The sequence below is a fragment of the Paraburkholderia sp. GAS32 genome, assembly GCF_050434225.1.
Taxonomy (GTDB): Bacteria; Pseudomonadota; Gammaproteobacteria; order Burkholderiales; family Burkholderiaceae; genus Paraburkholderia; species Paraburkholderia madseniana.
In genome coordinates this window covers 385,324-409,853 of the sequence record NZ_JBNPVS010000001.1, presented here as the reverse complement: position 1 = coordinate 409,853, position 24,530 = coordinate 385,324, and the positions used below count along the sequence as shown (strand labels likewise).

Sequence of the window (24,530 nt, the reverse complement as noted above, 5' to 3'; positions counted from 1 at the left end):
ACCAAGTCGACAAGCCGCATGCATAGGCTTCTTCCGGGCTTTGCCACGACCGCCCGATCAGTAACCAACATGCTTTTCGACTTTCCGGAACCGTCCCGTCGACCGATAGTGCTGGAACCATGGGTTAGTGCGCAGTTCACACAATCGCGGCGAGCGTTCGGCAACCGCGGCCTCGAGCCAGTGAAACATCTCGTCCGGTTGTGCGAGGCGTGCGTACAATTCCGCAAACAGGAGCGGCGATGTATAGCGCTTTCGGCTCCTTGCCTGTAAATCCTGCAGATACCACTGCAGAACCTTCTGATAGCCACCAGAGTCCCAGATCGCCCGAATGGACGCCGCCCGGGCGAACTCGCTGCACCGTGTCAACGCATCGACGGTCGCTTCGATCGCCTCTTCGTGCCGCCCCTGGACTTCGAATGCAGTAGCCAGCAACTGGTAGATCAACGGCGATCTATTCCCGTGCCCGGTGTCGAGATATTCGCGGATGACCTCCTCGTATCTGCCCGACTGTATAAGACCGAACACGCGCGAACCTTCGAACCCCAGTGGGTCCACACTTTCGGCGAGCTCGAACTGCGCTCTTCCCTCCGCTTCTCGCCCGAGCACCAGTAGAAGCCGTCCGTACAGGCGGCTGGTTTCCGCATGGCTCGGGTTGAGCCGCAATGCCTTCAGAAACTCGGCTTCCGCACGGAGCCAGTCCCAGTCGTAGAAGTAGTGCACACCGGCAAGCGCCTGGTGAGCCTCCGGAAGATTTGCGTCGAGTTCCAGAGCGCGAAGTGCCGATTCGCGCGCTTTGGGGTAACCCTGCGACGGCGCGTAGAACCCATGCGTGGCGGTCGAGCCGAAGATATTCGACAAGCCGACGTAGCCGAGCGCGTAGGTCGGGTCCCGATCGACAGCACTTTCGAAGTAGTTCCGCGCGCGAATGAAGTCCTCGTCGTTTAACGCATGATGTGCGGCGAACCCCGCATCGAAATGAACGCGCCGGGTCCAGTAGTATCGGCCACGCAGGTAGGCATCGTGCGCCATCGGATCGACCGGCAGACGCCTTGCGAGCATGTGTTGCTGCTGTTGCGCGAGCGCCGGCGAGACCTCCTGAGCAAGGGCGGTTCCGACCTCTTTCTGGATATCCAGTGCGCCCCGTGTCATCGGTTCATGCGCACGGCTCCAGATCTGCACCTGATCGACGCAGCGGATCAGGTGCGCCAGGATGCGAACCCTTCCTCCGTCCCGTGTCAGCGAACCTTCGAGCACATAGTCGACTGACAGCTCGTGCGCGATTTCCGCGATGCTCTTATTTACCCGCCGGTAGCGGGCGGCCGTTGTCCTGGCAATGACGAGAATCTGCTCGGGATTGAGCACCCCGATGTTGGCGGAGGTCTCGTCCGCGAGCGCGTCGCAGAGACTGTCTTCGCTTGAATCGCCGGTCTTGTTTTCGAAGGGCAGCACCAGCACGCGGACCGCTTCCGCGGGAATATGCAAAGGCTCTTCGGACAACGTCCGCGTGCCGTTCAGGCGATACCCCTTCCCCTTGACTGTTGTCAGATGCAATGGGTGATCGGGATTTTCGTCTAGCGCAATCCGGATTTTTCTAATTGCTGTATTAATGCTGTTGTCCGTTTCGCGAAAAGCGTTACCTCCCCATAGCGCCCTGACGATGTCTGCGCGCGTCACGAGTTGTCCGTCGCGGGACGCCATCAGGATCAGCAACTCCATCGGCAGGCGTTCGAGAGGGATCTGCTGTCCAGCCCGACGCAATTCGTAGCGCTGGATATCGAGTTCGGTGTCGCCAATCCTGACGAACTCCTGAGGATTCATTTGCGCTCCTGCAACAGCGACTCATTGCCCATTTTGACGCCTATGGCCTCCTGGCGGTGACGCTTCATTCGGAACGACGCAACGAATGCGAATGTCGCGCAAAGCACCATGACAAGCGCGGGTGCAAATGTCCAGTTCGTTGTGGATGCAAGAATGCTTGCGGCGAGCGGCGCTATTGCCATCGGCGCAGCCAGACCGACATTCATAGTGGTGGCGAGGCCGCTGAATCGCACGTCGACGGGAAACATCTCCGCAATCGCACACGCGTAGGTTCCATTTGCACACGAGGCGACGACACCGGCCATCAGAAACAGCAGGGGCAAGCTGGCCTGATGACGCGTCACCGCAACGTAAAAGAAAGGGGCGAACAGCGCTGACAGTACGGCCCCCGACATGAAGACGTAACGTCGCGACAGCAGATCGCCTAAGTACGCTGTGACTAGGATGCAGCCCGAGATGGCGGTTACATACAGGGTCTGGGCGCTCGCAATCTTCCGCGGGTCATAGTGCAGCGTCTGAAGATAGGCTGGCATGTGCGCCACGAAGAGACCACTGGACGCCCCCACCAGTGACGCCGCAGCGACGCCCGTCAGCACGGACGCGGCATGCTTGCGGAACAGTACAGCAAGCGGCTCCCGGTGCCGGGCGCTCACTCTCCCCGCATATTCATCGGTTTCCGCCAACGTGCGCCGCACAACGAAACTCAGCAGACCTAGAAGACCGCCAACCAGAAAGCCGATCCGCCATCCGAATGCGCGGACCTGATCTGAAGTAAAAATCATCTGCACGCCGAGATTGATGCTGATAGCAAGCATGAGCGCAATATTGACAGCGAGAAACACCATGCCGCATAAGATCCCGGGTTTCGCGTGCGCTGTTTCAACGGCATAGATAACTGCTCCCGGCAATTCACCGCCCAGGCACAAACCCTGTGTGATTCGTAGCAGAACCAAGAGCATTGGCGCGGCAACGCCCAGTGATTCGTATGAAGGAAGTATTGCGATGAGCAACGTCGACACTGCAGCGACCATCGCCGACGAGGCGAAAACAATGCGCCGGCCGTACTTGTCGCCCAGCCGGCCGAGAAAGATGCCGCCCACGAGCCTCGACATGGAACCGGCCGCCAGGACCGCGAACGACAGTGTCTCTGCGGGCACGCCCATTCGTGCCGGGAAGAATTCGCGGCCGATGCTTTGTGCGAAAAAACCATAGACGGCGAAATCGAATACCTCGAGCGCGCCGCCTGTGCTTGCGACGAAAATCATCCAGCGTTGGCGGGGGCTCAAGGAGCAGATCTCAGCTCTTTCTCGACGTCTTGGCGACAAATGGTGTCGGTACGTGCTGACACGCCTCGCTTCCGCATTTCGGGCAAACCGGATGGGCGATCTCATGTTCCGCGAGATGTTCAGCGTGTTCGAACAACTCGCCACATTTCTCGCAACGATATTGGTACGTCGGCATTGCGCTTCTCCAACACGAATTCCACCTGCGCTGGCCAGCTACGGCTCGCCGGCGCTTTCCGGTAGTCTGAAAATTAATTCTAGTGCAGCAAATGCGCAGACATACGCCTCATCGCAGCCAGTTCGCGCTGGTACTACGGCGCCACCCGCGACCCGCGCTTCCGCTGACGACGGGTTCGTACTAGGCTTGATTGTGGAAGGCATCCGCTGTCTGGCGAAATTGGACGAGTTGACATTCGCTGACGAAGGCAACCTTCCCCCGGTGTTCCTGACGCCACAGAGCGAGGTCCGATATGCAAATGCTTACGGTAACAATCGACAAACCCGAGGCGATGAACTTCATTCTGGGGCAAAGCCACTTCATCAAGTCTGTCGAGGACCTGCACGAGGCCCTTGTGGGTACCGTTCCGGGTATCAAGTTTGGTTTGGCCTTTTGTGAAGCATCGGGCAAGCGCCTCGTGCGCCGGTCCGGCACCGACGCCGAACTGATCGAGTTGGCGTGCCGGAATGCCATGACCATCGCGGCAGGCCATAGCTTCCTGATCTTTTTGGGCGATGGCTTTTTCCCGGTCAATGTGCTGAACGCGATAAAGGCTGTGCCGGAGGTATGCCGGATCTTCTGTGCGACGGCGAATCCCACGCAGATTCTGGTTGCCGAGACAGATCAGGGGCGCGGTATCCTGGGTGTGGTCGACGGGTTCCCGCCGCTCGGCGTGGAAAACGAGGAGGACGTTCAATGGCGCAAGGACCTGTTACGCGCGATTGGTTACAAAGCGTAGGTGTGGTTACGCTTATTCCGCGGCGTGCGCGTTTGCGACGTGCGCGTTCGCGAGATGCACGCCGGTTGGCCTGATCCATGGAGCCTCTACATCTCCAGTCTGGCACCCTGTGGCCGGCCATCCTGCGCCAGACTGAGCATGCGCTGCGTCGTGGTGCGCTGCGACCGATCGAGACAACCCAGACGCTGATCGAAGAAGGTGGCGTACGCTTCCTGGTCCGCGAGGTCTCAAGCCTCACTCGCAAGGAGGAAGCCCGGCAAGCGCCTAAGCCCAACGCCGGGGCGCGCAGTGCGTTCAATCCGTTCCTGCCTTATGACCCGGACCTCTTTGTGGCCGATATCTCGGACACTCACGTCGCCTTGCTCAACAAGTTCAACGTCATCGACCATCATCTCCTGATCGTCACCCGCAGCTTCAAGTCGCAGGACACGCTGCTCGATCTGACGGACTTTGCTGCATTGGTCGAGTGCATGGCTGAGTTCGATGGTCTGGGTTTCTATAACGGCGGCGTGGAGGCCGGCGCGAGTCAACTCCACAAGCATCTGCAGATCGTGCCGCTGCCGCTTGGAGAATCAGGCCCGCCGCTCCCTATTGAGTCCGTTCTTGCATCCGCGTGCATGGACGGTCCGATTCGCAAGGTACCCGGTCTGGATTTCAGGCACGCGTTCGCCCATCTGGAACTGGCGCCTGCCGCCTCAAGGCACGCCGCACACGCCGCTTTCGATTGCTACCACACGTTGCTCGAAGCGGTTGGCCTGCAAGCGGTTGAGGCGAACGGAGAACTTCATCAGTCGGCACCGTACAACCTGCTTGTCGCTCCTCGATGGATGCTGCTCGTGCCAAGGTCTTCGGAACGTGTCGAGGGAATTTCGGTGAATGCGCTGGGGTTCGCGGGATCGCTCTTCGTGCGAGACGCAGCCCAGATGGAAGTCATCAAGAGGCTCGGTCCGATGACCGTGCTGCGACGAGTCGCGGTCCCCGCAGACGAATGAGAACGGCAGTCGCTATTTCTCTGGTCACCTAAAATACAGGCATGGTTCTGACCTCAAAGGAGGTTGCCATGACCGAGTCGATGACCAGTTTTGTAGTGGGAATCGCGGTGGTGCTATGCATCGTGATATTTACCGCGATACGTTACAGGCGGGAACACAACGACCGGCCGGTCGCCCGCTGGCTGCACGCGCATCCGATCAAGGACTGGCTGCACCATAAGCACTGAATGGCGCAACGTGATGTCTGGAAGCGCCGGGCCGCGCGAATGCTGTGGAGGCAGCGATCGCGTGGCGGTCCACATCGGACTGCGCGGCGCTTCTATGCTGTTTCTTCCGCAAACCGAACTAGATCGCAATCGACGGAATGCTCTTCATGCAGCGGAGGGCAAACATCGAGCGGCTATGGCGAATGCCCGCGATTTTATAGAGCTTCTCGCGCAGAAACCGCTCGTAGCCGGCCGTCCCGTCGACTGCCACTTTGACCAGGTAGTCGTAATCGCCTGACACCAGATACGCCTCCAGCACTTCGGTCAACGTCGCCAGTTCGGCGCCAAAGCGGGCGAGGGCGTCGTCGTCGTGACGGTCGAGCGTGACTTCGAGCAGCACCACGTCGGCGAAGCCCAGTTTCTGCTGATCGAGCAACGCGACGTAGCCGCGGATGTACCCCTCCGTCTCCAACTGACGCGTGCGATTCCAGCACGCCGTGGTCGACATGCCGACCAGTTCGGCGAGTTCGGCATTGCTCAGGCGCGCGTTCTTCTGCAACTCGCGCATGATCTTCCGATCCTGGTTGTCCAGTGGGCGATTTCGGGCGGTCATGGCATTCTCGGAAGTTTATTCAGATAAATGCCATTTTAAAGGAAGATCGTCCTGCGTCAGACGGGTGGGCGTATCGCTTTAGGAAGCATATCCAGCCTGCGTCCGGGTATATTTTCAGGGTGCATCCGTGCCCGGGACAACCGTCCGGGTCGCCGGCCTCGGGCCTGCGGTCTTGCGCGGCCACAAGCTGCCATCCGGTGTCTCGCTGCCTTCACAGGAAAAGCAGCACGCGGGCGGATTCCGGTGTTACCCGCGCCGGAAGACGCGCTCGCCGGGCATGGTGCATTTTCTTAACTGAATTCTTGCCGACACCAACCGTCCGTACGCGTTCCTTGAACGATCTTCGAGTGCCGCGGCGGCGACGCGCAACGCCAGCAAATCAACAACTTCTCCCGCTCTTCAGCTTGTCTTGGTCGGCGCTCTGGTCGCACTTTGTACGGCGACATTGCGATACACGTCGCGACAGAACTGCATGCCGCCTTCGTGCGCGCCATTGACGGCGGCCGCTATATGCACAGCGCTCACAACGGGTTCAGGCGCCGTCGGATTGACGAGGGTGGCGTCGACGGCAAGTGGATCGGCAGGCGAGGCCCGCATGATACCGATGCCCTTGATCGTTACGGCGAGGCAGGGGTCCGGCACGAGCGGACCATGCGTGGCGGCGACGTTGAAATTGATGTTCAGCGTCCAGAAGCCCTCATGAATATTCTGATGAATGATCACTGCCTTCACCACGTCCTGGTGTGACAGCGTGTATTCGTTGTTTGCCATCGGTCCCTCCTTGCTCGTACGCAGCGTGTGCGTGCGTATGCAGATATGGCATTTTGCGCGGGCTAACAGGCCTAGTTTTACGCACCGTTTTATACAGCGCAAGTGAAAAGGCAGGTATGTCGACGCGTGATTTTTGCGCTGACGGGAGGAGGGTGACACGCAGGGTGCGAACGTCTCGGGAGGCGCGCGGCCGCCGGGACAGGCAGGGCCGCGCGGATTGATCTTCAGGTGAACTGCTTATGTTGCAAAGGATTAGTGGAAAATGAGGTACAGGATGACCAGTACGATCAACGGGACGCCGAGAAGCCAGCCAAGTAGGTAAGGCATGATGTGATCTCCTTTCGTATCAACGGTTGAATACGATGGTGACTCAGCATCCGGCGTGCCCGTTCAGTTTTACTGCTGACCTGACTACTTCAATTCGGCTATATCACGCCGGCGACGAGCAACACGATCACAATGATCAACACGATGCCAATACCACCGGTCGGTGCGTAACCCCATGAACGGCTATGCGGCCACGTCGGAAACGCACCGATGAGGATAAGGATCAGCACAATCAGAAGAATGGTTCCCAACATATTAATAACCTCCGCTTAGGTTCACAGGACCCGCCTGTCACGACAGCCATGGAGCACGCGGTTTAGGCGAGCTTGCGAAAAGGCAGTATCGATGCCTTGGGGTTGAGCAAACCATGTGCCCAAAGTAGAAGTCTTGACGCGAATTGTTTAAAACGACCGGTGACTGCTCGCGACCGTATCGACGCGTGCTGCTCTGATGAATCGACCGTCGAGGCGATTCGACTCACATTTAGAGCGCTGCTCGCGCTGCACAAAAGCCCCTCTCCACTCTCCTTTCCTCAGACATTTACCGCGCTTCGCAACTTCCCACTGACGTCCCCCAATCGATCGAGACCGTTACGGGCGGTGTTACGTAACGGGCGCGTTACCGCACACGATTCCGCGTCTTTTTTCACTCGTTTTCCGAACAACTGGTTCGGACGAAAACTTATATCTAACAAGCGCTTGCCCGATGTGCCCGGACCAATTGTGAAAGAAATTTAAAGATTGGCATGCTTGCTGCTTTATAGGGTGTGCGGTGCACAAGACTGACAAGACAAGCAGTAAGTGTTGGTGAAGTTCGAATCAACGACTGGCCTGGTCGGGGGTTATCAGGTCGGTTTCCTCAACGCACAAGCGGTGTGATCTTTTGTTCGGATTCATCGTGGCGGCGTTTTGCCTGAGTACCCAGGTTGGACGGGTGCGAATGGCTGGTAGTCAATCCCCCATCGTTGTTCAGGAACGTCCAGTCGCTTGGTTTCGCGCTGGATGAGTGACATCCAGGTTGTTTTGCATTGCGTGCTTCTTCGCGTGCCGGGGTGGTGTTGTTGCGAAGAGCGTGGTGGTGGAAGTACGAGCGACATGAGCTGTTGAAGCGAACACAAGTTGAGCAGCTCGACAAGAACGTTTGGCGCGAGAGACCAGCGTGGGGGATAAAAATGGATACGGCGAATTTTGCGCAGCAAAGAAGAACGATACCGGGGTTGCAAAGCCTGATCGCGCGCTTGCTCGACGTGATGCTCGTCGTCGCCGGGGCGGTGGCCGCTTCGCAAGTGCGATTTGAAGATCTCATGCAAAGCCGTATCGATACCGCCTTCGTTGCGTTTGCTGCGGCGTTTACGTTGGTTCTGTTCCCCGCATTCGGCGTGTACGGCTCATGGCGTGGACGGGCAATGCTGCGCATGGCCGGTCAGGTATCGCTAGCGTGGTTCGTGGTTCAAGGCTGTGGTCTCGCACTGATGTTCTCGCTGCATCGTACGGATTTCATCTCGCGCCTCTGGTTTGCCTATTGGATGGCAATGACGGGCGGTGCGCTGATTGGGTCGCGTCTGGCTGTGCGCGCCGTGCTCGCACGCGTCCGGCACGCAGGGATGAATCTCCGCCGGGTTGCGGTTGTGGGATGTGGGTCGCATTGCCACCAGGTCGTGCGCAATATCGAGGGCTCGACGACTAGTGGATTTCGTGCAGTGGCGGCCTTTGATGTGCGGCCGGTGATGGGGACGATAGGTTCAGGTGTGCCGGTGTACGACGACATCACCAAGTTCGCCGCCTACGTGAGATCCAACGATGTGCAGGAGTTGTGGCTTGCGTTACCGCTTTCCGAGGAACGCACGCTGTCGCGCTTTGTGGCTGAGTTTCGCGACGACCTCGTGAACGTGCGCTTTGTACCTGATATGCGCAGCGTTGCGCTGTTCGATAGCGGCATGATCGATTTGATCGGTATGCCCGCGATCAACCTGGTTGCGTCGCCGGTGCCGGCTCGCGCCTTAGTGAAGAAAGAGATTTTCGATCGTGCATTCGCGGCTTGCGCGCTGGCTGCGCTTGCCCCGTTGCTGATCGCGATTGCGATTGCCGTCAAGCTGTCTTCGCGTGGACCCGTGTTCTTCACGCAGAAGCGCAAGGGTGCGGATGGACGCATCTTCAAGATCTATAAGTTTCGCTCGATGCGTCCTCACGCCGTAGAAACGGGCGTGGTGAAACAGGCCACACGAGGGGACCCGCGTATTACGCGAGTGGGTGCGTTTCTCAGGCGTACTAGCCTGGATGAGTTGCCGCAGTTCTTCAATGTACTGCGCGGCGATATGTCGGTAGTGGGGCCGCGGCCTCATGCGATTGAACATGACGAGCTTTATCAGAAAGTGGTGAACGGCTACATCCATCGGTACCGGATCAAGCCGGGGATCACAGGATGGGCACAGATCAACGGATTCAGAGGGGAGACAGACCAGATCGAGAAGATGCAAGGACGCGTCGAACACGATCTGTATTACCTGCGCAATTGGTCGTTCGGGCTCGACATGCGGATTGTCGCGGCGACGATAGCGAAGGGTCTGGTTCATAGCAACGCGTACTGACACTGCACACAATAAAAACACATGGCCATGAAATTACGCGGACAACAACCCCGATCGGCGCCGAGCGCGTTGACGCTTGCTGCAGCCTTAGCGTTTTCCGCTTCGGCGCACGCGGCCGACCCTGCGCTCAATGCACTCGGGCAGGCGGGCGGTTTGGTCATTCCGTATGCGTTTGCACTGCCCGAAGGGACGGTGGAGGCGCAGTACAACAACTACATCGATCCGCGCTACGGGAAGAAAGCGACGGGCGCGCAAATGTATTGGGGCGCGGTGGGGTTGCTGCCTTATGTGGAGTTCTCCGGCGGACTCGCCAATTACCCGGCTGATGTCCACGCGCCATTCAGCGGCGCCGACCACTTCCTGTTTCGTCACCTGATGGGTGATGTCAAGCTCGAAGTACCGAGGTTCTTCAAGTATCAGCCGAGCATTGCATTCGGCATTAGCGACATTGGCGGCCAGACGCATTTCTTCCGTTCGAAGTACGGCGTGGTGTCGCAAGCATTTGGACCGGTGACGTTGACCGCCGGTTACGGACAGGGCGATCGCCTCGATGGTCTGTTCGGCGGCGCGCAGGTCTCGCTGTGGAACACCGGCTTGTCGCTGCTTGCAGAAGACGATTCGAAGACGCCTTACGCCGGCGTGCGCTATCAGTCTCCGCGGATTAGCTGGCTCGCCGATGCGAACGTGATCGGCACGTTCATGCGTTCGATCCGCTCGACGGATGGTGTGTCGCCGCGCACGTCGTTCTCGGTAGCCATTCAGATTCCGCTGGGCAAACGCTTTAGCAGTGCGCGGTGTGCAGACGGTTTGTGCGAGGGCCCACAGGTGCCGGTCACGCAGACTGCGGACGCCGACGATGACGGTCCGATCCGCCTCGCCAGCCTGCAACCGGTGGACATGCGTGCCGCCACAGCCAGCAACAACCCGCTGGCTGCGGCACCGATTACGTATGTGCCGCCACTGCAGTCGTATGCGTCTGTAATGCTGAGTGATGTGACGGCCAAATCGTCGGATGCGCAGTCTCCCGCCATTCCGGAAGCGCTGGACACCTCCGCGCTCGACGAAATCGCCGCGCAACTCTTTGCCGCCGGCCTCGAGCGTGTGCGTGTCGGGATGAGCGGTCGCGATCTGGTGGTCGAGTACGAGAACCATCGCTACAACCAGAACGAAGCGGACGCGCTCGGCATTGTGCTTGGTGTGGCAAGCGTGAATGCGCCGCACGGGACGGACAAGATTCATGTGGTGATCAAGAAGGCCAATGAGCCGTTAGGCGAGGTCATTGTCGATCGCGATGCGTTTGCGCAGTTCGTTGCGGGCGGTGCGCCAACGGCCGCAAGCGCATCAATGACGATGCGCGCGCGTCTGACTTACGACGCGGATTCGATCGCATGGCATGGCAACGGGCATACGCATGGGCTGACGCGCATTCAGATCGAACCGATCGTCAGTTACCTGTACGGCACCGAGTACGGCAACTTCGACATTTCGCTCGGCGCCAACATTGAAGGGTTCGTGCCGCTGTGGCGTGGTGCGGAGCTGTACGCGAGTTACATCGCACCGATCTACAACACGAAGAACATGGATGAGGGCCGCGTGTTCAGCAATTACCGCCTGCGCGGCGGTCTGAATGCGGTTGCGTTGGCACAAAGCTTCTGGATCATTCCGCAAGTGTTCAACGTGGCGTCGGTCGGCAAGTTCGATTACTCGTATGTGGGCGTGCAAAACGAAACAACGGTGTTCGTGCCGGGCCGTCCCGACCTGATCCGCTTGCGGCTTGCCTATTTGCACCATGAGCCCGGCCATGACGAATTGCCGAGCGTGAAGAATGCCGAGCTGACGTACCGCTGGGTGCAGCCGTCCTGGAAGCTGTGGATCGAAGCGGGCGTGGCGCGCTTTGTGGGTGGAGACAAGGGGCCGGTCGCGACGCTGACGCGCTGGTTCGACGACGTTTCGGTGAGCGTGCATGGCGAACATAGCGGGCAGGGCACGTTTGTGGGCGCCGCAATCAGCTTCCCGCTGACGTTGCGTCAGGGGATGAAGCCGGGGATCAGTCAGGTGTATGGCTCCGAAGAGTTCGGGCTTGATTTCCGCACGCGGGTGGGATCGACGAATTATCTGTCGGCCAATGGAGCGGAGAACATGACCTTCCCGTACAGCACGCAGCAGTTCCTGCTGAATCAGGGCCGCTTTAGCGGTGAGTACTTCTCGACCCAGCTTTACCGGATGCGTGATGCGTACCTGCGTTATGGGCGCCCCGGTAGTGGCGAAACGAAGCCGAAGCCGCAAGCGGGTGTACCGGCTGTATCGACGGGCGCGGCGCTTTCACATGGCGTCTGCGGAAACGGTTTGCAGGGTGTAAGCGACGGACGGGCATTGGTGCCGGTCAATTGTGAATGACTTTCTCTGGAGATAGGCGATGAAGCTTCTAAACGGCGCCACGCTGCGCACGCTGCAGTTCGGATCGATAGTGCTTGCGACCAGTGCGCTGGTCGCATGCGGTGGTGGAACCAATAGCGGCGGCTCGCCGGTCGGGACGGTGGGTGGTACAGCCGCTGTCGGCGTGGCGCTGGCTAACGCGAGCATCACCCTGACTTGCAAGAACGGTTCGGGTAGCGCTACGGCCAATTCCAACGGCGCTTATACGGCGACGTTCGGGTTTGACGGTCCTTGCACGATTACGGCAACCGGCGGCGCGATCACGATTCATTCGTTTGCGGCTGGTGCGGGTACGTACAACGTGACGCCGTTGACGGAGTTGTTGTTGGACTACCTCGCGGGGCAGTTGGGCACGACGGTTAGTGGGTTGCTTGCGGGGATTACTTCTAATCCGTCGTATCAGAGCGCGCTGTCGAATAGCACGGTGATTGCGAATGCTGAGGCGGCGGTTGTCACGCTGATCAAGAACACGTATGGGATCACGCTTTCTTCTTCCTCGTTCTTGACGGTTTCGTTTACGCCGGGCACCCCGGGGGCTGATGCGGATCTCGATACGTTGCTCGCGGCTGGGGCGATTACGAGTAATGGGCAGCCGGCGGCTTCGTTGGCTGCGGCCGCGCAGGCGGCTGGGGCGGCGGCGCCGATTGGCAGTGGGAGTGGTGGGTCGACGGGTGGGACGGGTGGGAGTGGGGGGACGGGGACTACGACGAAGTAATTGGATGGTACGTGGAAGGGTAATTGGAGTGCTCGGACAACGCGGCGCAATCAAGCGCGGCGGGCATGAATTTCCCTTCCGCGGTTTAGAGATTTATCTCAACGTAGGGCGATGACAGGCACGCTCGCGCTCGAGACATACGAATAAAGGAGGCCAATTTATGAGAAACCAAAGGAAATTGAACGGTCAAGGACAAACTCGCGGCGTGATGCGTTGGGTTGGCCGTCTCTTTGCGACGGTGGCAATTGGCTGCCTGTTACAGGCATGTGTAATGGCACCGGGAATGCGGATGCACGAACCGTCGAACGTCTCGATGGGCTCTGCGGATAGACAGAACGTTTCCCCTGCTCAAGTACCGATTACAGAAATCAACGCGTCGACGTTGAAAGATATCAAGGTCGCGATCGCGAATAAAGGAAGTCAAGATTTCACACTAATTTCCGATGCCCCTGAGCTATATCGACTTGGTGTGGGAGACGTGCTTCAAATAACAGTCTGGGATCACCCTGAATTGGCGACTAGCCAAGGACTCGCGTCGCAGCAAACGCTTCGGCCGGCCGACCCAAGTTCCGGATTCATCGTCGATCAAGCGGGAAATATCCAATTCCCGTTCGCTGGATCCATCTACGTGAAAGGGCTGAGGCCAGAGCAAGTCCGAGCTTCACTAGTCGAGGTTTTGTCTAAAACCTTCAGGAATCCGCAGGTAACTGTTCGTATTGGATCCTTCCGCTCACAGCAAATCTACGTGGACGGAGAAGTACATACGCCTGGAGTTGAGGTGATAAATGATATTCCGATGACTCTTTATGAGGCGGTTAGCCGAGCCGGTGGGTTCAGCGCTGCAGCGGATCAAAGCCGAATGACCTTGATTCGCGACGGAGTATCGCACTCGATTGATCTACCCGAAATAATCGCGCGGGGCGCCAATCCGTCGAAAATAATTTTGAAAAATGGCGATGTCCTGAAAGTGCTGGCCCGAGACGACAACGGTGTGTACGTAATGGGTGAAGTCGCGAAACCAGTACTAGCCATCCCAATGCGCTCCGGGAAATTGACTTTAAGTGACGCTGTTTCGCAGGCGGGAAGCATAAATTCGAATAGCGCTGATGCTAAACAGTTGTACGTTATTAGAGATTCAACGACCTCGGAGCCGATGGTATACCACTTGGACGCAAGTTCTCCGGTCTCAATGGTATTGGCAAATCAATTTGAGTTGGAGCCAAAAGATATCGTCTACGTCGATAGCAATGGGTTGGTTAGATTCAGTCGCGTTCTAAGTCTTTTGCTGCCAGGAATTAACGCGGGTCTGACTGCTGCAATTGTCACGAAATAGAGAGAAAACAGCCGGAAATAATTATTGCGATGCCGGCTGATCATTTTAATAATTTGCAACAACCGGGGTGGGATATGAGTGAATTGCGACCGAATGTGCTGTATCTAGCATCAAGATCACCATATCCTGCTACTGGTGGACGCGAGCGTATTATTGGACAAAGCATCAGATTTCTTGCAGAGAAAGCAAACTTAAATTTGATCGTTCTGTGCAAAAAAAATGAATCGATTGACACTGATGCGTTGATGGGGATGGGATGTTCGTCAGTCGAAATAGCTCCCATGCCAGAAATCTGGGAAATTATTTCAAACATTATGACCAGACCTAGGTACTCCCTCCAAGAAAGCCTGTTTTTTTCTGGGCGCGCGATGACAGCTATTAGAACGGCTGCTGGTTCCGGAATTGACGTCGTCGTCGCAGATATGCTGAGAACCGGCCAATATTGCGAGAGTCTCGAAATTCCAAAAATTCTGGATCTTGATGATTTATTGTCTGATCGCTATCGACAATTTCTGAAAAACGGCTACAGAAACACAATTTTTGGCACGTTTTTGGGAAAAATTCCGAGTGCTCTCCGCTTGGTTGAGCCGTATTTTCGACGGCTCGTTTTGAAAATAGAATCACGTCGTATCGCTAAGAGGGAGCTCGCGGCATCGTCTTTGTTCGATGTGTTGCTTTTAACTTCCGAGACGGAAGCTGAGTCTCTGCGGGCCATGTCGGGACGGTCTGAAATTTACGCAAATCCTCAGGCAGCTGAATTGTCGAAGAATCAATGGCGACATGTCGTTCGAAATGACGGTGCAATTGATGCTTTTTTTATTGGCAATCTAAAGACGTCGCAGAACCTAGAAGCTTTGCGATTCCTTGTGGCCGAAGTTGTCCCAGTGACTAAGGCGATGGGGTGTCACTTGACTATTCACGCCGTCGGCGGTTACGACGAACGGGCACGCAATGTGGTAGCTGACTCGCCTCACATAGTTCTTCACGGCTTCGTGAGTGACTATAGCCAGATTGTCGAAAAATGTTCCGCCGCGCTTTTGCCTATTGTCGAGGGCACTGGCGTCAAAACAAAGGTTCTTGATGCTATGTCTTTGGGAATGCCTGTTCTCACAACACCTTTGGGTGCGGAAGGATTGAACGTTCAGCATATGAGTCATTTGGTAATTGCGCATACCGCAGCAGAGATGGCTGATTTCATAGTTTTTCTTTCGAAAGATGTAGAGCTTTCTAATCAACTCGCGGTCCGATCACGTGAATATATTGCTAGAAACCATGACCCAATTGTTTTGGGTGAGAATTTCAGCCGCTTTGTGAGCATGGCAATACAGCGTGCAGCATATCGTGTCGGTATTCAGGCGCGATTGAGCGCGCAAGCCGCAGAGGTGTAGTGGTTGTCTCCCGTAAAGGGAGTAAAAAAGAAAGGTAATAACATGAAGATTCTGTACGTTAATTCGCTTTATAGTCCTAACACCGTCGGCGGTGGCGCGGAGCGATCCGTACAATATCTCGCTGAGTCAATGGCTAAAAATGGTCATGTAGTTAAAGTTGTTTCACTTAGTCCAGTTTCGGGCAGCACAACAAGACTTATCAATTCCGTTGAGTGCACTTACCTCCGGACGCCAAATATTTATTTTCCGTTCGCGCAGCCGTGGATTGCAAAATTCCTGAAGCCGCTATGGCATCTTTGTGATTCAGAAAATCCGATTGCCCGTAGAGCAATCAGGAGAATTATCGAGGAGTTCCAGCCGGATATTTTTCATACCAACAATCTGCTCGGTTTTTCGACTGGTGTGTGGCGTGAGGCTAGAAAGTTGGGAATTCCTGTCGTTCATACAATTCGTGATTATTATCTGCTGTGCCCGCGGTCAACCATGTTTAATGCTTCGGGAAATTGCAATTCGATCTGTGCATCATGTTCGATGCTCGGGAAAATCAGACAAAAGGCAACTAAGGACGTTACCGCAGTGATTGGCGTGAGCGCGTCAATCTTGGAAAAACATCGACAGTTTGGAGTGTTTGTTGACCACAAATATATGCGCTCAATACCAAATGGATATCGTAACGAACGCTCGAAAATAAGCGGTGAAGGGAGCCGTAGATCAAAATTGATTTTTGGATATCTCGGTCGTATTAGTCCAGAAAAAGGACTGGACTCGTTTGTAAAAATCCTTGGGATGTCCGGAATTTCTGCTGTGTTGAAAATTGGTGGAAAAATTAGTGAGTCAAAAAAGGCGAAACTATCTCTTTCTGCGGCTGACATTGACATTGAATATGTGGGATTTGTTCGCCCTTACGAGTTGTTGGAAAAAATTGATTTTTTGATCGTTCCATCTTTATGGGACGAGCCATTTTCTAGGGCGATCGTTGAAGCCTACGCACATGGCGTACCGGTCATTGCAAGCAAGCGTGGTGGAATTACAGAGCTGGTCGCAGAGGGGAAAACGGGCTTTCTTTTTGATCCACAAGATGACGAGAGCGTTCGCTCTGCAATTTATAAGGCAACGGAAGATAGTCTAAATTTCGACGAGATGCGTAAAAATTGCTTAGCACAAGCAGAAAAATTCTTACCCGAAAGTGTCACTGAGCAGTATTTCGATTTATATAGAAATCTGCGATCTATGAAGACCGGGATTTCTGATGTTATGCCGGATAAGGCTATTTGATCAGGTCAGACCGATTCAGAGGTAGGTAATCTACCCCAAAATAATTTAAGAAGATTCGTGTGTCGCAACGAACTGCAGCTTTAATTCGGCTAGCCAAGCTAACGGCGAGGGCAACTTATGAGAAACATTTGGCGATGGTATGCAGGACCGCGCAAGACCGACTCTCATCCTGAGGTCAAGCAAGCGGAAATGGTTCCGGACGATAGCGGCCGGAATTTCTGCCTGCTTGTTGCGTGTACAGCGAATGTTTGCCGAAGCCCTATGGCTCAACGCATCTTCGAGACGCTAATTACGGAAGATCGATTGGAGGCGGTGGTCGTGTCGGTTGGTATTCACGGACGTACAGGAGACGAAACGCATCCTCTTGCCCGACAAGTACTAGCTACACGAGGTTTGAGTAGCGGAGAGTTGCGTTCGACGCGGCTTGAGCGTCGGCATCTCAAATCTGCAGATCTGATCCTGGTTATGAGCGAAGCTCATCGCATTTGGCTAATAAAACAATACCCAGAGGTGGCTGGACGGACATGGTTGCTAGGGCACTGGCTTGGATGCGAGATTCAAGACCCACTCCGTGGAAATTTGGCGAAATTTCAAGCAACTTTTGAGTTGCTAGAGAAAGCAGCAAAGACTTGGATGACTGTTCTAAGAGCGAATTGTCGGCCATCCATTTCGTTGTTGTCGCAGCAAAACTCTTTTCAGCGGGATCGGTCGGTATGAAAAACGAAAACAAAGCATTCTTGAGAGACGGCCACGGAGATCGCGAGGACGATGTCGACGTTGGAAAGGCTCTCCGAAACATCGTGCGTTACCCTTTGATTTTCGCTTCGGTCTTTATTGTCGTAATTGTTACCGGGTTGTGTTACGCAGTATTGATCACGCCCAAATACAAGGCAGACGGTATTGTCCAGATTGACCTTCAGCAGGGGTCGGCATTGGGCTCTCTGGCGGATGTCGCAACCGCACTACAACTCGGTACGAACTCTGTTGACGGTGAGTTGGACGTCGTTACTTCTCGCGCTACCGTTTACCCGGCTATCAAAGCATTGAAGCGCGACGTTGAAATCTCCGTCGACAACCGTTTGCCGATTTTGGGCAAGGTCATCGCGCGCAAAGCTGATGAACAGAACTATCTTCGCGAGCCTCTGTGGGGACTTGCGCGATTTGCGTGGGGAGGAGAGAAACTCGAGTTAGACCAGTTTGACGTGCCCAAACTTTGGTTTGACGAGAAGTTCTATCTGACTGTATTAGAGCACGACAGTTGGGAACTCCGGGATAGTGACGATCAACTTGTTGCCAGAGGATTGGTCGGCGAGACGAAGCTCTTCACGTTACAAACACTGGGAAAGCCAGAAAGCGGAAAAATCTCGGTAGCAAGCTATCGCGGACGTGTCGGCACCCGTTTTCGTGTGGTGAAACGGTCTGTTCAATCGGTCTACGAAGACCTAGACAGGCGATTGAACGCTGCTCAAACAGCACGCGATTCCAACACGATCGAAGTCACGTACACAGACAAGGACCCTGAGTTTGCAGCGGCCCTTCTCAATGAAATAGCCGCGGCATACTTGCGGCTGAATATTGAGCATCGGGCAGAACAATCAAGATTAAGTCTCGAATTCCTTCGTAAGAAGCTTCCAACGATCAGACAGACTTTGGAGAACTCGCAGAAACGGCTTAACGAGTACCGAATAAAGACCAAGACGATCGATATAGACGGTCAGACACAGGCGCTCCTTGACCGTGCCGCCGAATTGACGCGTCAAAAAATGACTGCTGACCTAGCATTTCAGGCGCAGAGTGAATTGCTGATGAATAGCCATCCGGCGCAACGTGCGCAACAGGTCCAATCTCAGGTTTTAGCCGCACAATTGAGCGCAGTGGACCAGCAACTCAAAGCTTTGCCGCTTACTGAGCAGGAGTACCTGCGTTTGAGCCTTGACGTGGAGGTGAACACCAAGCTGTACACATCTCTGTTGGAGAATGAACAACAACTCGAAGTTGTGGATGCAGGAACTACCGGCAACGTTTTCCTCGTAGAGAAATCTGTAGCGCCTGAGCGACCATCATGGCCGCGGCTTCCTATCGTGCTGGGTGGAGCCGCGATACTGGGTCTGTCTCTGGGATTTATGGCGGTGCAACTCCGCGCCGCTCTCCTAGGAACAATGCGCGACCCGTTAGAGGCTGAGCAATTGGCAAACATACCGCTTTACGCGGTTGTCCCTAGTAGTAAACGTCAGCGTCAACAGCTGCGTAGTTTCATGCCGGCGGGGAGGAGTCCGTCGCCGATGTTATTGGCGCACACAACACCAGGTGATCGCAGCGTCGAAGCATTGAGGTCCCTCAGGAGCGCGATGCAGTTCCTTCCGGGAAAGCACAATTCCAATGTGTTGCTCTTTACTGGCCCTACTCCCAAGGTTGGCAAGACATTTATCTCGACGAACTTCGCCTATTTACTTGCTAGTACAGGCAAGCGCGTTTTGCTCATTGATGCCGATATGCGTCGTACAAGTTTTCATCGCTACCTTCTCCTTGGGGAGGGGCCGGCGCTGGCAGAAGTTCTCGCCGGCAAAGCGAGCGTGGAGTCGGCAATCCGGAAAAACGTGTTCCCCCTCTTGGATGTACTTCCTGCTGCAGACGAAACACCGAAGAACCCTGCCGAATTGTTGGAGCGAGAGGCTTTCTCGGAGCTCATACAGCTCGTGTCAGCAAAGTACGACCACGTGATCATCGACTCACCGCCAATTTTGCCTGTCAGCGATTCCCTGTGGATTTCTAAACACGCCGGCGCCGTAATCATGGTTTCGCGCGCTGAAGTCACTAATCCCCGACATTTGGTCGACTCGATCGCAAGACTTACTAATGTTGGCGCGAAAGTTGCCGGTCAGGTATTCAACGGTTTTGAACCTGCTGGGTTCGGGTATGGATACGGCTACGGATACGGGTACGAGTATTACAGCGAAAACGCAACTCGTTCTTGAGCAGATTTTTCAACGACGTGAGAGACGCGATGCCAGAAGGCCGAGGCAACCCTCAACGATTAAACTGGGTAAATCATGGCGCACAGTGATTCAAGAGTTCGGCTTTCTTTGTCCTTGAAGATCGCGTACCTCTACTTGCTATTGCTGGCGATTGCCGGGGTCTTTAGGTATTACATGGGTGCTTTAGGGCTACTCCCACTAGGATATATCGGGAATGGACTAGTGGTGGTCGCCGTAATTTATCAAATATGCAAGAAAGCGGTCTCGTCGCGCTTCGGAAAAGCGGAGGTGTGGACGCTGGTTCTGATAGGTGCGGCTGCTCTAATCGGGGTCGCGACGGGGCAGAAAATTGAAGCAATCGCATTTGGTGTCTACATCATCACGCCTTTGATCCTAGGTGTCTTCGTTTCACGGGAAATGATCGCAAACGCGACTAGTCTGAGGAGATTTTGCCTTGCAGTCTGGGTGTGCAGTCTTATCGGTGTAACTTGGGACTATTTTTCGCCAGCCCCTTGGGCAGGATTCTCCTTTGACGTAGGTAGCATTCAAGTCGCTACCAGTCGCGAATGGTCATTTGAGGGCGCCCGTCGTGTCGCGGGTTTTGCTAAAACATCTTTCGACGCCGGTGGTTTTCTGCTCATTGGAGCAATCGGGACAATCTCATTGAGAAGGCCGTCAATTTGGAATTGTCTCGTCTGGATCCTCACGTTTATCGGCCTAAGCTTTACGACTACGAAGGGATTGTTGCTCGTATATTTTGTAAATACCTTGATATGGTTTTTCTCACGCACAAAATTTCGCGGATGGCTTAAATTAGTGCCATGGGGGGCAGCGATTATAACCGTATGCCTTCCTTTATCCACATTTGTGTACCAGTACACCATGGTGAAGAACGATGGTGTGATGGCGAGCTTATTCTCCTCATTCTTTGTGAGACTCACGTCGACTTGGCCAGACGCGTGGGACCTACTGGCGTCAAACGGAAGCTCGGTATTTGGAACCGGAATTGGGGGGATAGGAACGCCGCTTATGATGTTCGACCCCATGGGCTACAACTCGGCAGACAATCTGTTCGTGTACCTCTTTTTCCTATTTGGCGTTTTCAGCTTTATTTTGCTTTATGTATTTTGTATTCAGTCCAGTCGTGATGCATCTAAAATCGGAAAATACAGCGTTCCCACTTTCCGGTTTCAAGTGGCTATAACGACGCTGGTTTATGGAATGACGACGAATGTAGTCGAACTGGGAGCACTATGTCTATTTTTGGGTGTTCTGTTCGAGCAATACCTTTCATCCGGTCGAAACACCCTGCGCTCAGATGGATTTTCTACGCGAATTGGAAAAATAAATGCATAAGGTCTATCGGTTTTCGCATGTTATGCGCATGATCAACGACGCAACGCTCGCTACCGGTAGTTTGATGCGGCTGGGATTATCAGCCCTGTGCATGGTTGCGTCGGTTGCATTGTCTCCTGCATATGCTGACATCAACGTCCCGAACTTATCGGAAATCCAGGGCGCGAGAATGATAAATTACTATCGATCCGATGCAGGGTGGATGTATTTTTGGACGAATTGGAATCAAGATAGGGTTGCTGCGGATCTGGATAAAATAAAATCACTTGGGTTTAATTCGGTTAGAATTTTTTTACAACCGGACGAATTTGGATTTCCAGATGGTCGTGCTGAAGATCTGAAAAAGCTGAAGACGTTGCTTACAATTACGCGGGACAAGGGCTTGAAAGTGCAGTTGACACTATTTGACCTGTGGGGTGCCTACGACGACATAGCTGGATCGGAGAAGTGGATCGACGGTATTCGTTCCGCGTTTCCGAATACAAACGGGATTCTATATATCGACTTGCGCAACGAGGTGAATCTTGATCAACGCGGCGTAAAAGAGTGGATTTCAAAGATGTTGCCCTATGCCCGCAAAAAATTTGCAGGTGTTCCCGTCACTTTCTCGATGGTTGCAGGCGTCACAGTACCAATCGACCGACGGATCGTCGATGCCATAGGTTCCAAGATAGAGCCTGATTTTTGGGATGTTCATTTTTATATGTCCCCGGGAGCGCTACAGGGTGTGATCGATGCTGTCCGAGTAAACGACCCGAGTCATAAACGACTTTTTTTCGGGGAGCTTGGTTTTTCGACTACTCCAAAAGGTTCCAGCTCGCTTAGTGGGGACGACTGCGCCGCTGGTGAGGCCGAGCAAGCAAGTTACTTTGCCAAGATATCTGAAATACTGGGCAAGAACGGACTTCCCGCTCCTGGTGTGTGGGTGTTTTCCGATTTTGATCGAAATGCAATTCCTTCGCAATTGGGAGTCTCGAAGCGACCGCGCGAATATTGTTTCGGACTGGTTTCGACCACGGGAAGAATTAAACCGGCAGGTCAAATGATGAATAATCTGTTCAGATAAGCTTGTCGGGGAGCAATGAGATGAAAATACACTGGATAATGGGGCCATACGGTGTCAGATGGAATGGCGTCGGCTCCTTTAGTGAAAAACTATGCGAATCGCTGAACAGTGCTGTCTACGTAGTAGAGCGTCATTATTTTCGAGGGCAGCCCCGTTCGTTCGCGCGATATTTTGACCAATTCTTTCTCATTCCGTTTCGCGTATTCTTTTTGCTGCGTAGTGATCACGCTGTAATTTTGTATCAAGAAGATATCTGTTTCATGCTTTGGCTGTTTATGCTAAAAACAGAAAAATTGATAGTGGTTTTGCACCATATTCCTTCATTAAAAAATTCAGTAAATTTCTTGGAAAAACTAAAGCTGGTCTTTGTGCGTATAAATCTGATTGCCCTGAAAAAGGCAAAGATTGTTGTATGTCCATCGAATAGCACGTCGTCGGATGCGAAAAAATTCGTTACCCCAGAAAAACTGACAACGGTACCAAACGCATTCAATATATCTTCGAAAAATTCAGGTTCGATTGCGTCAGGCCATGCGCGAACTGATTTAGGGAGGATTGTCGGTCGCGATCTAGATAACTATGTTGTGATTCTTAACGTCGGCTCCGAGGAGACACGAAAAAATGTCTTGACGCTGCTGAGGGGGTTAAGCGGAGCTATCGCCTCCAAACCGATTCTGTTTTTAAAAATTGGCAAGCCAGTGGACGTGACAAATCGGCGTGAAATCGTAAATTTTTTATCTTCCGCGCCCTACGAATCTTGCATAATCGATTATGTTGAGAAAGAGACGCTTTCGCTAGCTTATCGATCTGCAGATATATTCGCAGCGCCTTCGCTATACGAAGGATTCGGACGCACTCCGATAGAAGCTCAGGCATTTGGGGTGCCAGTTTGTGCAAGCAAGCTAGAAATTTTCGACGAAACGATGGGTGAAAGTTATTTCTCCGTTTTGCAGCCCGAGAATCCTCACGCATGGACATCCGCGCTGGCGCAGCTTTTAAACGACGAAAGCTTGAAAAGAAATTTGATCGCACTAGGGTATGAAAATGTGAAGAGATACGACGTTTCACGTGTTGTCGGCTCGTTTGAAAAAATTCTGTCGGAAATATAATTTACGTGATGACTGTCACGACATCCAGAATGTCAAAAATTCGGTCATCTAAAACTAGAGAAATTGATTCGATATGGATCGGAAGATTGCAAAAAATATAATTGCGTTGTTTGCAATTCAGGGGGCTAACTTTGTTATTCCGCTCTTCACGCTCCCGTACTTATTCCGAACCCTCGGGCCGGAAGCGTTTGGGGGGGCGGCTGTCTGCCAGGCAATATTCGCATACGTCATATTGCTTTCGGAGTATGGATTTAATCTTACTGGGACGAGGCACGTTGCGGAGTATAGGGATTCGCCTGAGGAACTTAGCCGATTTTTCTGGGTGGTTCTCAGCGCCAAAATAATTCTTGGTGGGGCAGGGATTTTTTTTGCTATTTTAATCGCGGTTCTTCTCCCTGGTGTTAAAGGCAATTTGAACATATTTTTTTCGTATATTCCAATGGTGTTGGGTTCAATTTTGTTTCCCCAGTGGTTGTTTCAGGGAATGGAAAAAATGGCCTTTGTTTCATTTAGCTCGATTGGTGCAAGAGTTATAACCGTACCCTTAATTTTTGTTTTTGTAGTCAGTCCCGCCGATGCTTGGAAGTTCGCGTTAATAACCGCAATTTCTCCGTTTGTCGCCGGTTTGATTTCCTTGATATTGATCCGTGCCAATAAAATTATTTACTGGGTGCCCCCAAATATTTCGGCGGTGATGGCCGTTCTGCGTGATGGTTGGCACGTCTTCATTTCGACTGCGTCAATTAATTTATACACGACGTCAAGTGTTTTGCTGGTGGGCTTGGTATGTGGCCCGGCCGGCGCAGGTTATTACGCAGCTGCCGATAAGTTGAGAGGTGCGATTCAGAGCGCTTTCACGCCGATAGGAAACGCAGTTTATCCTCGTATCAGTAGATTGATTGGCAGGGATTACGATGCCGCATTCTTAATTATAAGAAAATATATGCGATTTCAAATTGTGACAACTTTGATAGTGGTCGTTATCTGCGCGGCATACGCTCCACTGATCGTCGATTTAATTATGGGTCGGAGATTTGAAGGCGCCGTAGCTGCGTTTCGAATTCTTTGTTTCGTTCCATTTTTTGTCGGATTAAGCAACGTTTTTGGCGTTCAAACAATGCTTCCGCTGGGTATGAAAGCGGAATTTAGTCGTCTCACGCTTTTGTCTGGACTTTTGAACGTAGTGTTGATCATTCCTTTGGCGTACTTCTTTAACGTGGCTGGTGCTGCGGTGTCTGTGCTAATAGCGGAACTATTTGTTGCTGCATCAATGGGCTATACCCTTCATCTTCGTCGGATCCCTATATTTTCTCATTAAAATATT

Annotated in this window: 21 protein-coding genes; 15 read left to right on the top strand and 6 right to left on the bottom strand. The window is 53.7% G+C overall.

Annotation, left to right across the window (positions count from 1 at the left end; all coding sequences use genetic code 11):
• Positions 1-57 precede the first annotated feature (57 nt).
• From P3T25_RS01850 to P3T25_RS01840, 3 genes are read right to left on the bottom strand one after another with little or no spacing between them, the layout of a single operon-like run.
• The gene (locus P3T25_RS01850; protein WP_154562385.1) at positions 58-1,818 is read right to left on the bottom strand and encodes a winged helix-turn-helix domain-containing protein; all 1,761 of its coding nucleotides are present in this window, start codon (positions 1,816-1,818) and stop codon (positions 58-60) included.
• Complete coding sequence (locus tag P3T25_RS01845; protein WP_408516953.1) at positions 1,815-3,104, bottom strand: MFS transporter; 1,290 nt, start codon at positions 3,102-3,104, stop codon at positions 1,815-1,817. The genes P3T25_RS01850 and P3T25_RS01845 overlap by 4 nt, the downstream gene beginning before the upstream one ends.
• Positions 3,105-3,114: 10 nt before the next feature.
• Positions 3,115-3,279: an FmdB family zinc ribbon protein gene (locus P3T25_RS01840; protein WP_154562389.1), complete on the bottom strand. Its 165-nt coding sequence runs from the start codon at positions 3,277-3,279 to the stop codon at positions 3,115-3,117.
• 292 nt (positions 3,280-3,571) lie between these two features.
• Between P3T25_RS01840 and P3T25_RS01835 the strand changes: the two genes are divergently transcribed.
• The 3 genes from P3T25_RS01835 to P3T25_RS01825 all read left to right on the top strand — a co-directional run bounded on the left by P3T25_RS01835 (position 3,572) and on the right by P3T25_RS01825 (position 5,276).
• Positions 3,572-4,057, top strand: a complete 486-nt coding sequence (locus P3T25_RS01835; RefSeq protein ID WP_429357330.1) for an adenosine-specific kinase — start codon at positions 3,572-3,574, stop codon at positions 4,055-4,057.
• A gap of 77 nt (positions 4,058-4,134) precedes the next feature.
• Positions 4,135-5,049: an ATP adenylyltransferase family protein gene (locus P3T25_RS01830; RefSeq protein ID WP_429357329.1), complete on the top strand. Its 915-nt coding sequence runs from the start codon at positions 4,135-4,137 to the stop codon at positions 5,047-5,049.
• Between the two features lie 68 nt (positions 5,050-5,117).
• A complete protein-coding gene (locus tag P3T25_RS01825) occupies positions 5,118-5,276 on the top strand; it encodes a hypothetical protein (protein ID WP_179839489.1) in 159 nt (52 codons plus the stop codon).
• A gap of 118 nt (positions 5,277-5,394) precedes the next feature.
• Here the strand turns inward: P3T25_RS01825 and P3T25_RS01820 are convergent, their stop codons facing one another.
• From P3T25_RS01820 to P3T25_RS01810, 3 genes are all read right to left on the bottom strand, one after another.
• Complete coding sequence (locus P3T25_RS01820; RefSeq protein WP_429357328.1) at positions 5,395-5,868, bottom strand: Lrp/AsnC family transcriptional regulator; 474 nt, start codon at positions 5,866-5,868, stop codon at positions 5,395-5,397.
• 399 nt (positions 5,869-6,267) lie between these two features.
• Positions 6,268-6,639, bottom strand: a complete 372-nt coding sequence (locus P3T25_RS01815) for a hypothetical protein (RefSeq protein WP_154562397.1) — start codon at positions 6,637-6,639, stop codon at positions 6,268-6,270.
• 425 nt (positions 6,640-7,064) lie between these two features.
• Positions 7,065-7,220, bottom strand: coding sequence for a DUF3309 family protein (locus tag P3T25_RS01810; protein ID WP_154562399.1), 156 nt, complete (start codon positions 7,218-7,220; stop codon positions 7,065-7,067).
• Between the two features lie 917 nt (positions 7,221-8,137).
• Here P3T25_RS01810 and P3T25_RS01805 point away from each other — a divergent pair.
• The 12 genes from P3T25_RS01805 (at position 8,138) to P3T25_RS01750 (ending at position 24,524) form a co-directional block, all read left to right on the top strand.
• Positions 8,138-9,553: an undecaprenyl-phosphate glucose phosphotransferase gene (locus tag P3T25_RS01805; RefSeq protein WP_429357327.1), complete on the top strand. Its 1,416-nt coding sequence runs from the start codon at positions 8,138-8,140 to the stop codon at positions 9,551-9,553.
• A gap of 21 nt (positions 9,554-9,574) precedes the next feature.
• Positions 9,575-11,950 carry a YjbH domain-containing protein gene (locus tag P3T25_RS01800; protein WP_429357326.1) on the top strand — a complete coding sequence of 792 codons (2,376 nt, stop codon included), beginning with the start codon at positions 9,575-9,577 and terminating at the stop codon, positions 11,948-11,950.
• Positions 11,951-11,969: 19 nt separating this feature from the next.
• Positions 11,970-12,704, top strand: coding sequence for a carboxypeptidase regulatory-like domain-containing protein (locus P3T25_RS01795; RefSeq protein WP_408516958.1), 735 nt, complete (start codon positions 11,970-11,972; stop codon positions 12,702-12,704).
• A 208-nt stretch (positions 12,705-12,912) separates the two neighbouring features.
• Positions 12,913-14,037 carry a polysaccharide biosynthesis/export family protein gene (locus P3T25_RS01790; RefSeq protein ID WP_429357349.1) on the top strand — a complete coding sequence of 375 codons (1,125 nt, stop codon included), beginning with the start codon at positions 12,913-12,915 and terminating at the stop codon, positions 14,035-14,037.
• 29 nt (positions 14,038-14,066) lie between these two features.
• Positions 14,067-15,425 carry a glycosyltransferase family 4 protein gene (locus P3T25_RS01785; protein ID WP_429357325.1) on the top strand — a complete coding sequence of 453 codons (1,359 nt, stop codon included), beginning with the start codon at positions 14,067-14,069 and terminating at the stop codon, positions 15,423-15,425.
• Between the two features lie 42 nt (positions 15,426-15,467).
• On the top strand, positions 15,468-16,700 hold the full coding sequence (locus tag P3T25_RS01780) for a glycosyltransferase family 4 protein (RefSeq protein ID WP_429357324.1): 1,233 nt from the start codon (positions 15,468-15,470) through the stop codon (positions 16,698-16,700).
• 117 nt (positions 16,701-16,817) lie between these two features.
• The gene (locus P3T25_RS01775; protein WP_429357323.1) at positions 16,818-17,417 is read left to right on the top strand and encodes a hypothetical protein; all 600 of its coding nucleotides are present in this window, start codon (positions 16,818-16,820) and stop codon (positions 17,415-17,417) included.
• Entirely contained in the window at positions 17,330-19,675 is a 2,346-nt protein-coding gene (locus tag P3T25_RS01770) for a polysaccharide biosynthesis tyrosine autokinase (protein ID WP_429357322.1), read from the top strand. The genes P3T25_RS01775 and P3T25_RS01770 overlap by 88 nt, the downstream gene beginning before the upstream one ends.
• A 75-nt stretch (positions 19,676-19,750) precedes the next feature.
• Positions 19,751-21,031, top strand: coding sequence for a hypothetical protein (locus tag P3T25_RS01765; RefSeq protein ID WP_429357321.1), 1,281 nt, complete (start codon positions 19,751-19,753; stop codon positions 21,029-21,031).
• Positions 21,024-22,097 carry a cellulase family glycosylhydrolase gene (locus P3T25_RS01760; RefSeq protein WP_429357320.1) on the top strand — a complete coding sequence of 358 codons (1,074 nt, stop codon included), beginning with the start codon at positions 21,024-21,026 and terminating at the stop codon, positions 22,095-22,097. The genes P3T25_RS01765 and P3T25_RS01760 overlap by 8 nt, the downstream gene beginning before the upstream one ends.
• Before the next feature lie 20 nt (positions 22,098-22,117).
• Positions 22,118-23,206: a glycosyltransferase gene (locus P3T25_RS01755; RefSeq protein ID WP_429357319.1), complete on the top strand. Its 1,089-nt coding sequence runs from the start codon at positions 22,118-22,120 to the stop codon at positions 23,204-23,206.
• 73 nt (positions 23,207-23,279) lie between these two features.
• A complete protein-coding gene (locus tag P3T25_RS01750; protein ID WP_429357318.1) occupies positions 23,280-24,524 on the top strand; it encodes a flippase in 1,245 nt (414 codons plus the stop codon).
• The last annotated feature ends 6 nt before the right edge of the window (positions 24,525-24,530 follow it).